The 12,492-nt window shown below is 70.3% G+C and carries 12 protein-coding genes; 3 read left to right on the top strand and 9 right to left on the bottom strand.

Annotated elements, in window-relative coordinates:
• Positions 1 to 83: 83 nt before the first annotated feature.
• Positions 84 to 761: a TIGR00266 family protein gene (locus VTA80_RS19030; RefSeq protein ID WP_407342643.1), complete on the top strand. Its 678-nt coding sequence runs from the start codon at positions 84 to 86 to the stop codon at positions 759 to 761.
• A 16-nt stretch (positions 762 to 777) separates the two neighbouring features.
• Positions 778 to 2,922: a bifunctional lysylphosphatidylglycerol flippase/synthetase MprF gene (locus tag VTA80_RS19025; RefSeq protein WP_407342642.1), complete on the top strand. Its 2,145-nt coding sequence runs from the start codon at positions 778 to 780 to the stop codon at positions 2,920 to 2,922.
• Here the strand turns inward: VTA80_RS19025 and VTA80_RS19020 are convergent.
• From VTA80_RS19020 to VTA80_RS19005, 4 genes are read right to left on the bottom strand one after another with little or no spacing between them, the layout of a single operon-like run.
• Positions 2,919 to 4,070 (bottom strand): TIGR00341 family protein, encoded by a 1,152-nt coding sequence (locus VTA80_RS19020; protein WP_407342641.1) that lies wholly within the window; start codon positions 4,068 to 4,070, stop codon positions 2,919 to 2,921. The genes VTA80_RS19025 and VTA80_RS19020 overlap by 4 nt on opposite strands.
• A 44-nt stretch (positions 4,071 to 4,114) precedes the next feature.
• Positions 4,115 to 4,489: a YchJ family protein gene (locus tag VTA80_RS19015; RefSeq protein WP_407345817.1), complete on the bottom strand. Its 375-nt coding sequence runs from the start codon at positions 4,487 to 4,489 to the stop codon at positions 4,115 to 4,117.
• Between the two features lie 37 nt (positions 4,490 to 4,526).
• Positions 4,527 to 5,171, bottom strand: coding sequence for a GAP family protein (locus tag VTA80_RS19010; protein WP_407342640.1), 645 nt, complete (start codon positions 5,169 to 5,171; stop codon positions 4,527 to 4,529).
• Positions 5,172 to 5,198: 27 nt separating this feature from the next.
• Positions 5,199 to 7,247 (bottom strand): alpha/beta-hydrolase family protein, encoded by a 2,049-nt coding sequence (locus VTA80_RS19005; RefSeq protein ID WP_407342639.1) that lies wholly within the window; start codon positions 7,245 to 7,247, stop codon positions 5,199 to 5,201.
• Between the two features lie 212 nt (positions 7,248 to 7,459).
• Here VTA80_RS19005 and VTA80_RS19000 point away from each other — a divergent pair, with 212 nt between their 5' ends.
• Positions 7,460 to 7,642 (top strand): hypothetical protein, encoded by a 183-nt coding sequence (locus VTA80_RS19000; protein WP_407342638.1) that lies wholly within the window; start codon positions 7,460 to 7,462, stop codon positions 7,640 to 7,642.
• Positions 7,643 to 7,714: 72 nt separating this feature from the next.
• On the opposite strand, the gene VTA80_RS18995 is transcribed toward VTA80_RS19000, so the two are convergent.
• From VTA80_RS18995 to VTA80_RS18975, 5 genes are all read right to left on the bottom strand, one after another.
• On the bottom strand, positions 7,715 to 9,121 hold the full coding sequence (locus tag VTA80_RS18995) for a hypothetical protein (RefSeq protein ID WP_407342637.1): 1,407 nt from the start codon (positions 9,119 to 9,121) through the stop codon (positions 7,715 to 7,717).
• 47 nt (positions 9,122 to 9,168) lie between these two features.
• A complete protein-coding gene (locus VTA80_RS18990; RefSeq protein ID WP_407342636.1) occupies positions 9,169 to 10,557 on the bottom strand; it encodes a DUF2252 domain-containing protein in 1,389 nt (462 codons plus the stop codon).
• Positions 10,558 to 10,639: 82 nt separating this feature from the next.
• Complete coding sequence (locus tag VTA80_RS18985) at positions 10,640 to 11,131, bottom strand: DUF1269 domain-containing protein (protein WP_407342635.1); 492 nt, start codon at positions 11,129 to 11,131, stop codon at positions 10,640 to 10,642.
• Positions 11,132 to 11,399: 268 nt separating this feature from the next.
• On the bottom strand, positions 11,400 to 11,942 hold the full coding sequence (locus VTA80_RS18980) for a hypothetical protein (protein ID WP_407342634.1): 543 nt from the start codon (positions 11,940 to 11,942) through the stop codon (positions 11,400 to 11,402).
• 44 nt (positions 11,943 to 11,986) lie between these two features.
• Complete coding sequence (locus VTA80_RS18975; protein ID WP_407342633.1) at positions 11,987 to 12,442, bottom strand: hypothetical protein; 456 nt, start codon at positions 12,440 to 12,442, stop codon at positions 11,987 to 11,989.
• Positions 12,443 to 12,492 lie beyond the last annotated feature (50 nt).

The raw sequence follows: 12,492 nt of genomic DNA, 5'->3' as shown, positions 1-12,492 counted from the left end.
GCCAGAACGGGTCGGTCACCCGGCGACGACGGCCGAGGTACCTGCCCGTGCGTGGCCGCTTGTTCTCCCCTACGTTGGCAGCCATGAACGTCGAGATCAGCGCGGCTCCGGCCTTCGCCTTTGGCGACATCGTGCTGCCCCCCGGGGGCGCTGTGCGGGTCGAGGCCGGAGCGATGGCGATGACTCGAGGCGACATCACGATGGCGACCTCGACGCAGGGCGGATTCATGAAGGGGCTCCGGCGAACCCTCGGCGGCGAGAGCTTCTTCGTGAACGACTTCAGCACCCGGTCCGGGGGCGTCGTCGGCGTGGCCGCGGCCCTTCCCGGCGACCTGACCTTGGTGACCCTCGACGGCGCCGTGACGCTGCTCGTGCAGTCGGGATCATGGATCGCCTCGGACCCCTCGATCGACGTCGACTCCTCCTGGGGCGGAGGGAAGTCCTTCTTCAGCGGCGAGGGCCTGATCCTGCTGCGCTGCTCCGGGCGAGGCGATCTGCTGCTGTCGTCCTACGGTGCGATCCGCTCGACCGCCCTCGCTCCGGGCGAGGTCCTCACCCTCGACACAGGCCATGTCGTGGCCTTCGACGACACCGTGCGCTACCAGGTGCGAAAGGCGGGCAGCTGGAAGTCGACCCTGCTCGGCGGCGAGGGGCTGGTCACCGACTTCACCGGTCCGGGCCGCGTGTGGTTGCAGACCCGCAGCAGCAGCGATCTCGTCTCGTGGATCGGTTCACACCTGCCACCCCAGCAGCGAAGCTGATCGAAGGGACACCTCTGTGGAGAGCGCCACGACTGCGACCACGTCGGCTGCCGCTCGAGCGGAGCCGAAGTGGGTGGCCCTCGCGCGACGCATCCCCTTCACGATCGCCGTCGTCGCCGCGATGCTCATCCTCGGCGTGGTCACCGGGACCCTGTGGGACCCGCTCGGCGGACGTGACCTCCTCGATCAGGTCGCCTACGGGCTGCCCGCCTTCCGCGACGGCCGCTGGTGGACCCTGGCCACGGGGCCGCTGTTCGCGTTGACCCCAGCGCAGTACCTGCCGGTCGCGGGGGGCTTCGCGATTCTCGTCGGGTGGTCGGAGGTGCGGCTGGGCACCCGCCGGGTCGCTCTCGTGACCCTCGCGGGCCAGGCGATCGGGGTGCTCGGCTCCGCGCTCGTCCTGGTGCCTCTCTCCACCACCGCATGGATCTGGGCCGACCGAGTCGCCGGCGACCTGGACGTCGGATTCAGCGCCGGCGCCCTGGCCGCGGTCAGCGCTGCGACCGTGACGGTCTCCCCGCCCTGGCGGGCTCGCCTTCGGCTGATCCTCGTCCTGTACGCCGTCATCGCCTTCCTCTACATCGGCCTGCTGTGGGACCTTGAGCACCTCCTCGCCGTCGCCTTCGGTCTCGCGATCGGACCGGTACTGGTGGGCCGCCGGATCGGGTTCCGCACCCCTCGGCTGACCCGGCGGGAGTGGCGCATCGTCGCAGCCACGCTGTTTCTCGCCGCCGCGGTCATCCGGCTGGTGCTGTGGTTCGCCCCCTCGAACGGACCGCTGGGAGCGTCCACCGAGGACACCACCGTCATCCAGGTCCTGATCGGTGCCGGAATCTCGCTCGCGCTCGCCTACGGGTTGCTCAAGGGCAGCCGGCGGACATGGCGCTGGGCGGTCGCGCTCACCTCGCTCGCGCTGGTGCTCGTCGCGCTGGTGCTCGTCCTTGTGCTGGCGGCTGCCGAGCAAGCGGAGCTCGTCCTGGACGGGGAGTCCGTCGCGGCCGTCCCGGCCGTCGTCGTCGACCTGCTGCTGTGGGCACTCCAGCTCACCGTGCTCGTCGTCGGACGGAACGCCTTCCGAGCGCCCTCTCGGCGCGCGCGCGCCGCGGCCGACTCTCTGCCGGGTGCACGCGATCAGGCCGTCGGCCTCCTCCGGTCCTGCGGCGGGACGACGCTCTCGTGGATGGGCACCTGGCCAGCCAACGCCTGGTTCTTGGTGGGCGGGGCCGGGAGCGACCCCGTCGGGTATCTCGCGTTCCAGCACCACCGGGGCGTCGGGATCGGTCTCGGCGACCCCGTCGGGCCCGACGCCGCCACGCGGCACCGGGTGCTGGACGACTTCGTCGACCGGCAAGAGGTTCTCGGTCGCCGGTTCTGCCTGTTCTCGGTCACCCAGGAGGTCGCCGATTGGGCCGACTCCCGCGGTTTTCGGCACGTGCAGGTGGCGCAGGAGGCGGTGATCGACCTCCCCGGGCTGGAGTTCCGTGGAAAGAGCTGGCAGGACGTTCGCACCGCGCTCAACCGTGCCGGCAAGGAGGGGATCGTGTATCGCGAGGGCCGACTCGCGGACATGCCGCGCTCGGTGCTCGCGCAGGTGCGCGCGATCTCCGAGTTGTGGGTGTCAGACAAGGGGCTTCCCGAGATGGGCTTCACGCTAGGCGGTGTCGACGAGGCGCTCGATCGGGACACCATGGTGGGGCTCGCCATGGACGGCGCCGCACGGGTCCACGGAGTGACGTCGTGGCTCCCGGTCTACGGGCCCGGGGGCGCAGTTCGCGGCTGGACCCTCGACGTCATGCGGCGGCTGCCGGACGGGTTCCGACCGGTCACTGAGTTCCTCATCGCCAGCGCCTGCCTAGCCTTCCGCGACAGCGGCGCGCAGCTGGTGTCGCTGTCGGGAGCGCCCCTGGCGCACACCGGAAATCGGGACGACGTCGACAACCTGGGGCGCCTGCTCGACGCGCTCGGCGAGTCGCTCGAGCCGCTGTACGGCTTCCGCTCGCTCGAAAGCTTCAAGGCGAAGTTCCAGCCGCGCGACGTTCCGCTGTACATGGTGTACCGCGACGAGGCGGCCCTGCCCCGCCTCGGCCTCGCCCTCACGGACGCCTACCTCCCGGGCGTGCCGCTCCATGATGTGGCGCTGGCGGGGATCCGGGAGCGTTAGGCACCCACCACGGCGGCGTCCAGGTCCTCGCCGCGCAGGGTCGTGACGACCACGGTGATTCCGTCGGGAACCTGCCCGCGAAGGTCGCTCATCAGGTCGGCCAGCGCGGGGAGGTCCCCCGGGGTCCGCACCCGCACGTAGAACGAGCCGGACACGAGCTCGACGCTGTCCACCCGGCCCCCAGGAACGGCGGAGATCCACTCGTCCGCGGTTACCTGCACGCGGTCGGTCCAGACGGCAACGAAATAGGTGAGCGCCGTGTTGGCCATCAGTGGCACCAGCACCAGGAGGAGCAGAGTTCCGATCGCGGCGAAGGCCCGCCGCTGCGACAGCACCTTGTTCGCCGATCCCTCGGCCGCATAGCCGGCCGCCGTGAAGACCAGCATCCCGACCAGGACCAGAGCCACGAAGTTCGACAGGAACAGCACCAGGGCACCGGCCGCCAGCACGATCGACCCCTGACCGAGGCAGACGCCGACGACGACGAGCGGCGGCACCAGGGAGATGGCGATGGCGACCCCGGGCAGGACCGCCGCGACGTCGCGCCGGGAGAGGGCCACGGAACCGGCGACGCCGGTGGCGACCGCGGCGACGAGGTCGAGCAGCCCGGGAGACGTGCGCCCGGTGATCTGGGTGTTGGTGAACAGGTTCTCGTCACCCGGTACCAGGAACGTGAAGAGCACGCCGATGAGCACCACGAGCCCCGCGCCGAGCACCACGAAGCGCACGGCACTGCCGGTCAGGCGCGAGTCGCGGAGCACCACCCCGAGCGCGATACCCATGATCGGGGTGGACAGCGGCGCGATGATCATGGCGCCGATGACGGTCGCGGTCGAGTCCGACATGACCCCCGCCGCGGCGATGATCGCGGAGACCACGAGCATCGTCCAGAAGGCTGACCGCTTCGACTCGGGATCACCCGCCGTCAGGTCGAGATCCGCCGTGAGCTCGTCGAGCGTGCGTCGCTGCACCTCGGGCAGAAGCTGCTGACTGAAGCGACCCCGCATGTCGACGGCCTTTCGTGGGTGCCGACGCTCGGCGGCGACGCCGTCCCTGCGTGCGAACCCCGCCCGGCGGGCCAGTACGTCGGGGACATCGAGCGCTGCGTGCGGACAACCGATATCGACCAGGTGGGCGACGAATCTCATCCCACCACCTTTGAGGTGATCGGCAACCGGAACCTCGGCGACTACTACTGGGAGGCGTCGAGGTAGAGCCACTCGCCGGCCGAGCGCACGAACCGACTGATCTCGTGCTGCGAACCGGCACCACCCGGCGCGCGGTAGAACGCCCGGAACTCCACCGTCCCCGCGACGTCGGCCGCTCCCCCGCCGGCCGTCGCGAGGACGTCGAGCCGGTACCACCGGACGTCGTCGTCCAGCGCGAGGTCGCGCGGAAGGGTCGTCGGATGCCACGTCCGCCGCAGGTAGTCGGCGTCGCCCACGGCGAAGGCGCTGAACCGCGCCCGCATGAGGGCCTGGGCGGTCTGCGCGGGCACGTCCCCCCGATGCAGCCGGCCGCAGCACTCGTCGTAGGTCTGCCCGCTCAGGCACGGGCACCGGGGCATGGTCACCGCCCCAGTATCCGCGCCAGGCGGACCCGGGTCAGAGCCCGCTCACACCGTTCTTGAGCAGGACCAGGCCGATCACGGTCACGACCACCGCCATCACGGCGGCGTTGTGGCGCAGCAGCCAGCCCTTCGCCCGCTCCAGCGGCGGCAGGACCCGGTCGCCCCCGACGGCGTACGCCACCACCGGCACCGCGACGCTGATCGACGCCACGGCAGCGAACAGCAGCACGACGCCGACGCCGCCCGCAGCCGCCTCGTCGGCCGCGCCGATGTCGAGACCGGCAGCCGCCGCGAGCAGCAAGACCTTCGGGTTGGCGACCGAGAGGAGCAGCGCCAGGCGCGCCGCGGTCACGGGACTGGCCTCCTCGATCGACCGCATCCACCGCGGCGGCCCGTGGGACGCCTCCCGCGACACCCACTGTCGGACGCCATAGATCACGAGCACGCCGCCAGCCAGGATCCGCACCCAGGACAGCCAGGTCGGCGAGCCGGTGCCGGTCACGAGCACGTCCGCAAGGAGCGTGAAGGTCCCGGTCACGAGGGCGATCCCGCCGAACCACGCGCCGAGGAACGCCAACGAGGTCGGCCGCGGTCTCGCGGTGAACAGCAGCAGGATCGCCGGGATCACGGGGAACGGCGACGCCGCGATGCCGACCGCCAGCCCAACGACCTCACCCATGCGACCTGCCCCTGAAGTCGGCCGCCGCTACCGGGTCGCGTCGTCCGAGACGATCCGCTCGACCCCGGCGATGTCGATCGGCTCGCCGATCCATCGGGACACGGTCTCGGCGAGCGTCGCCTGCGCCTCGGCTCGCTCGGGCGTCGGTTTCGCGAGCGCGACGTACCACCGACGCCTGACCTCCCACGCGAGCTCGCGCCGCCGCAGCGCGACCTGAACAGCGACCATCTGCTCCTCGGTGGCCTGCAGCTGCCAGACCTCACACAGTGCCTGCGGAACCTCCCGGCGGTAGTCGTGACCACCCTCCTCGAAGACCCCGGGTGTGGGCGACAGGGCGTTCTGCAGGTCCAAGAACGTCATGAAGAACGTCGAGACGGGCATCCAGCGGGTGCCGCGCGGCGACCCCGGTGGACGCAGGCCGTCGGGTCCGAGCCAGTCCGGACGCTTCCAGAGGAGGTAGGAGCTGAACTTCGGGACCGGGTCGTCGCCGTTCTGCAGGAGCAGGTAACGGACCTTGGCCCGCTCGTCGGCCGGCAGCGTGTGCCAGTCGCGGATGCCGCGCGTGAGGTACGCCGCCCCGGGCCCGACCCCGGGCACGTCGGCAGAGCTCCGGGTCCCCCACAGCTCCCGACGCCACTCAGTCGCCGCCGGCGTCCCGATCCACAGCGCCCCGTCGAGCCCGATCCCCGCGGGGCCGCTCATCCCTTGCCCTCGGAACATCTCCTCGCTGACCTGGGATCCCAAGCTCTCCCCGAACAGGTAGAACTTAGGCCGCCGGTCCGCGGGCAGGGCGAGCAGCCTCTCGACGACGCCGTTGACCACGATGCGGGTCTGGTGGGTCGCGAGGTCGACCCGGGTGAGGGACAGCGCGGACGGCAGGACGGAGTACTGGATGCCCGCCGAGGCGCAGTCGCCCCGGGTCAGGTACTCAAAGGTCTCGCACGCCACGTAGTTGATGTAGCCGGATCCGGTCGGGGAGAAGATCGCAAACGCCGAACGCTCGAGGGCCCCGGTGCGGTCGATCTCCGCCAGCAGCAGCGCCGCACGCTCCTCGGCGGTTGCTGCACAGCTGAGCGGGGCGTAGACCCGGATCGGCTGCTTCGCGGGCTCCCCCATGACTGCGGCGATCGCATCGGCGGTCATCGTCATGGACAACCAGCGGGCGGACTCGCGGGACTGGTCCGACCACGGGATCGTCGAGCCAGGACCCCCGGTCACCTCAGCGAGCGTCGGAGCCTGGCGGTGGGCTGCCTCGATCGCCCCACCGGGCTTCGTGAGCATCTTGTTGACCAACGTGACGCCGCCCCAGCCGGCCCCGGCCAGCACCCCGAAGGTCGCCAGCCGACCGGTCGTCCGGCGGTCCTGAGCGGACCCGCCGAGGGCGATCGCAGCACCTCGGGCCAGCGCTGCGCTGAGGGCGGACTCGCCGCGTGCTACGCCGACGAGGGCGAGAGACACCGCCAGCCCGGTCGTGATCGCCTTCGGTGCCGACACCTCCCGGTGGACGTTCTCATGTCCTTCGGCGTCGGCGAGGAGATCGGGCTCAGGGTCGTAGGCGCCGGCCGAGGTCTTGCGCGGCCGCGTGGAGGCATAGCCGAGCGTGCCGGCGAGCAGCGCGAGGGCGGCCGCCTCCCACCGCCCCCGAGGGGTGTCGCGGCGCAGCTCCAACGCGTCGGCCACCAGGCCGCTCACCGCGACCGCGAGAGTGCTGATCCCGGCCAGGCGCACCAGTGCCCTCCGGGGTGGCTCGTCCTCCCGGGGCCGAGCGGCCGCGTTGAGGGCGAGCCCGGCCGCGAGTGCCGACGCGTCCACGATCGCCCCCGTCGTCACCCGTCGGGCCGCGGAGCCGCCGCCGTCCGGGAGCCGATCGGCAGTCGAACGGAGGAACGAGTGCATCGCCGTCCCCCACTCGAAGGCCGTGGCTGTCGCCACCCCGGTGATCAGTGCCTGGTCTCGCGTGCTGCGCGAGAGCAGGTTGGGCTGGTAGGACATCCCGGTCGCGAAGGCACCGAGCAGGGCACCGGCGCGCGCCGAGACGTCGAGGCCACCGGACCTGACGCGACCATGATTCACCATGCTGCGAATCCTGCCGCGACCCGGGGCTCCGTGCCACCGCAGGTCGCGTCCCCCAGCGAACGACGACCTTTCCCTCATCGGGGGCCAAAGAGGGCCGATAGGGAGGAAAACCCCCCGGGTCCGGTTGGAGGTGCTCCCGATGCTCATCAACACTGTCTCGCGATGCGTTGGTGCTCGCCGCAACGCACCCGGGACGACGCCCGGAGGTTGCGATGTCTGAGCGGCTTGACATGGCCAAGGCCCTGTACCTCGAGCGATGCTCCGGGGTACCGGGTGCGCCTGCCTGGAGCGAGCTCTCCTCGTTCACACGAAACGAGTACGTCCGGGTCGCATTGGACGAGGCTGCCCGCAACCTGATCGACGAGATCGACGGCTGGCGCGAGGCAACCGGCTGACCGATCTTCCGTCCGAACCGGCAGCCGCTCCGCCGCCGGCGCCGAGCTCGCGACGGCCCGGGCTCGCGACGCTCAGGGGCGAGCGCCCACGGCGCCGTCGTCCCCGGCGGAGGCGCTGACCAGCGACCCCGGGCGCGCCAGCAGCTCGACCAGCGCAAGGAGCAGGCCCGTCACCACGGCGACCGTGATCACGAGCGAGGGAGACAGGGTGGTGGCCAGGAGGATCACCAGCCCGGCGAGCGCGACGATGACGACGCGGACCACTGTCTTGTGGGCGAAGAGCCACGCGCCGACCGGACCGGTCGTGACCCCGCGACCCTCGGCCCACCTGCGCGTCGCGTCGAACCCCCGCCCGATCTCCCCGCGCAGGCTCCGGGCCGAGTCGCTGCTCCCGCTGAGGTACGCGGCCGCTGCGACGACCAGCCCGACGACGGCGACCGTGCGCGCCGAGGCACGGATGAAGCCGACGATCTGATCGAAGACCACCTGGGCCGCATCGAGGCGTTGGACCTTCCCGGTGAGCTCACCGAGGTACAACGTCCGACCCACGTACAGCCCGAGGCCCAGCACGACCATCGAGAGCGCGAGGCCCAACCCAGCAAACACGAGCGCACGCGAGCGGCGCACCGCGGTCAGGACCCCGGCGGCGAGGAAGGCGATGCTAAGCCAGGGCAGCCAGGTGCCGACGAAGTCGAGGAGGTTGTAGGCGTTACGGACCTTGACGAGCTGCGTGGTCTGCACCAGCGTGAACGAGGCGTTCACCGCCGGGATGTTCGCCGCGATCCCGAACCCGCTGTCGACGAGCTTCTGCTTGAGCGCGTCGATCATGCCGGCGAGCTGGATGGTCAGCTGCCCTTGATCACCGACCTGCAGGACGTTGCCTGGTTCGCCCTGCATCACCTTGACGAGCTGCTCGTGGGCGACCCGGTTGGCGTCGACCCACGCCGTGGTGAAGGCATCGGACTGGACCACCGAGGTGGCCGCGCGACGCACGAACGACTCGATGCCGCTGGTCAGCGGTTGTTCCAGGGCTCCTAGCGCGGTGGTCACGCGGGGCGGGAGGTCCCGGTTCTGCTCGAGCGCGGACAAGGCGTCGTTGACGAGGGTGGGAACGTCGAGCTCCGCCATGGCGACCTGGGTCAGCCGGTTCGCCAGGGCGGACTGGATCGCCGGATCGGCCGCCAGCGGCCCGATCGTCGCGAGGTAGCGATCCGTATCGGTGAGCTCGCGCTGCGCCCAGTTGGCGACCACGGCGAGGGGGGCCAGGAGCACCCCGAGCAGGATCAGGACCACCGCGGCGATCGCGCGCCCGCGGTGCCGACGGCGGGGCACCGGTCCGCCCGCGACGACGTCGGACGACGTCGCCCCCGCCGCGACCTGGTCGCGCAGCGCGGCATTCTCCCGCTCGAGCGCGGCCAGGCGCGCTGCGAGATCGCCGTCCGCGGTGGCCCCTTCGGGTGTCGGCTCATCCTGAGACATGACCGGTGTCCTTCCGCCGAGGCCTAGGTATTCATCAGCATGGCGAACTAGAGCCCGCGGTGCGCGTCGACCCGTCCGGCGATCGCGGCGTCGTCGAGCTCCGTGTAGTCGCGCTCGTTCTGCACCGCATAGGTCTCGGCGAAGTCCGCGATCGCGTTGTCGAAACGGTCGCTCGAGCCGAGGTAGGCGGCGATCGCCACCCGATCCCCGGACCGGGCGTGCGCACGCGCCAGGGCCTGACCGCACAACCGCCCGTAGAACGCCATCCCGTCCGCAAGCATGTCCTCCACGACCACGGAGGCCTTGCCGTCGCGGAGCTGACGCAGGTAGAAGTCCCGCGTCACCCCGTCTGGCCCCTGGACCCGGTCCCAGCCGAGGAAGATGTCACTCGTCGCCTGCATGAGCTGCTGACCCGCGACGACCCGCTCACCCTGGTTCTTGAAGCCGTTCGACCTGACCAGCCCGGAGAGCACCGACTTCTGTGCCTCCTTGGCCTGCAAGAACAGGGGGTCACCGCCGTCGACCCCCTCGAAGAGCAGGATCCAGGCCCGTGTCCCCACGCTGCCGACGCCGACAACTTTGCGCGCGATGTGCACCATCTCGAACTGCTCGAGCAGGTGACGCCGGTCGCGCTGGAGCGTGCGACGGTAGGACACGAGCAGCGCCCCGAGCCGGTCGTAGGTCGCCGCGATCTGCGCGTCGTCCCACAGCTCCTCGACAGGGACCACGAGCGGAGGCCGGCTGACGATGCGCGGCCGGCCGTCCACCACCTCGGCCAGCTTCGCCAGGGCCTGGATGCTGTCCCGGGTCCGTGCCTTGTCCAGGGCCGCCCGGGTCTTCGCCTCGCGCTGCGCGTCGAGCTGGCGCCCGATCTGGGGAAGCACATCCTGCATGTCGAGGTGGGAGTACCAGACCGCGAGGTTGCCCTGATGGGCGAACGCGCGCATCGCCTCGCGATAGCCAGCCACGCACCCCTGCACGATCCTGCGTCGCTTCTTCAGGGGGTAGCCGTTGTCGCGACCTGCGACCGCCAGGCTCGCCGCGAGACGTTTGACGTCCCAGTCGAACGGCCCCTGGTGGGTCTCGTCGAAGTCGTTGATGTCGAAGACCAGGTGACGTTCCGGGGAGGCGTAGATGCCGAAGTTGCTCATGTGGGCGTCACCGCACAGCTGAACCGTCAGGCCAACGCTCGGTCCCCGCGCGAGGTCCTCGGCCATGATCAGCGCTCCACCGCGATAGTGCGCGAAGGGTGAGGCGAGCATCCGCCCGTACCGGATCGGGACCAGCTCAGGTACCCGTGACGCCGCCTGGCTCTCGAGCAGCGCGACCGGGTCCGCCCGGCCCTGATCCACGAATTCGCCGTGCGACTCGAGCGGCACGCTCGCACGGGCGGCTTTTCCTGCTGCCACGCGATCCGCGCGGCTCAGCTTCGTCATCGTCTCCACCACGGTGATCTCCTTCCCGACCATCAACCGAATGCGCGACGCGGCGGGATCCCTCCCGCCGCGTCGCGCGACGTCAGGCGCCGCCCTCGGCGAGCTCGCCCGCGAGCTCCTTCTCGTCTGCCTCCGACAGGGACGTCTTGAGCAGCGTCCCGCCGTACTGCTTCATCGCATCGGCGAACTTGTCGTCGGTGATCTTCGACGCCATGACGACGACGGCCGCTCCACCGGGCTTGAGCATCGACTGCACCTGCGACCGGAACTCGTCGTCGACCCCGGACTTGCCGAGCTTGCCCATGAGGGCGCCCATCGCCCCGCCGAGTGCCAGGCCGACGAAGGGCACGAGGAAGAGCAGGCCGATGATCATGCCCCACAGCGCTCCGGACGCCGCGGAGACCCCGACGATCTTCGCGGGCGTCTCGACGTGGCTCTTGCCGGACGAGTCCACCCGGACGATCGCCAGGCCCGTGAGCTGGACGACGTAGTCCTTCTGCAGGGTGACGACCTGGTTGTACGCCTGCGTGGCCACTGCCTGGTCGTCGTACCCGATAACGATGAGCTCGGACATGGGGGTCTCCTTGGGGTCGTGATGGTCACACGGAAAAGGGGGCGGGCGAGTGCGCCCGCGAGGGCGAGCGGTTTACGCGAGCCCGGTCTCGCGGTGTGAAGCCAGCGGGACCGGGCTCGTCGATGTGGGTAGGACCGCGCGGGGGCCTAGCGGCGCCGCGCGACCCGCCGTGACGTACGGCGAGCAACTCTGCGTCCTCCGAGCATGGTGTCGACCTCCTTCAACTTCCTCGTTCCGGACGGGACTTCCGAGTCGAACCGGTGCGGGGCTAGCCCCGTCCGGTGCTCATCTCGTCGATCTTCTGGGCCTCTTCGACCGTGTGGAGCCCGAGGTCGACCAGGTCCAGCGGGCTGATGAAGGCGTCGTTGATCCGGTAGCCGCCCGTCCGGGCGACCGCCTCACGCAGGGAGATGGCCCAGCGGTGCTCGAGCAGGATGAGCGCCGCCGCTGTCCCGTTGGGGATCTCGTCGATGACGTCCCACGCCTCGTCCTCGTCGAAGACCTCGATGCCCTCGGCCTCCGCGCCCAGCTCGGCGCCGGCGACCGCCCCGGCGACCATGCCCCGGTCCCCCTCGATCTCCAGCCCGAGGAGAGCACCGATGGTGCTGCCCAGCTCGATCGCGTCTTCCTTGGTCAGGGTGTTGAGGTGGGCAACTTCGACATTGCCGTCGGTGTCCTTGTAGACGGCAAGCGCATCCATCACGCGCACGACGTCGTTGTCACGAAGCCTCTCCAGCTCCGCGATGATCTCGCCCTGGAAGTCGGGGTTGTCGAAACCCAGCACTATCAGCTGAATGGGTCCGATGGTCATTTTGGCTACCTCCCGCTGGTTGATCTCGGTGTTCAGTTCGACGGTCAGGCGTCGATCGACTTCATCTCGCGACCATGGACGATCACGGCCCAGATCACGAGGACGTCGACGGCGATCATGATGGTGGACCACACGGGGTAGGCCGCGAGGAACCCCACATTCACGATGGCGCTCGCGAACGCCAGAATGACGGCGATCACGCGAGCCCACATCTGCCCGGCGAGGAGGCCGATCCCGGCCCCGATGACGAGGACGCCGAGAATCACGTGCGTCCAGCCCCACTGCGTGTAGTCCAGGTGGACCGTGAGCCCGTTGGCGCCGACCAGGTAGTACTCCTGCTGGAACAGCGCGATCAACCCTTGGATCACGTGGAACGAGCCGAGCAGCAGCATCATCGTGCCGGCGAACGCGATCCACCCGACCCATCCGGACGGTGCCGGTTGCACCTGCCTTGACACGCCCTGGACGGTTTCGCCCTGGTAGCGGTTTGTGTCAGTCATTGCAGTTCCTCCTTCACGCGGACAACCAGTTCCATGCTTGGCGCGCCACC

The organism is Pengzhenrongella phosphoraccumulans, from assembly GCF_045689905.1.
GTDB lineage: Bacteria > Actinomycetota > Actinomycetes > Actinomycetales > Cellulomonadaceae > Pengzhenrongella > Pengzhenrongella phosphoraccumulans.
This window is presented reverse-complemented; position numbering and strand designations above follow the sequence as displayed.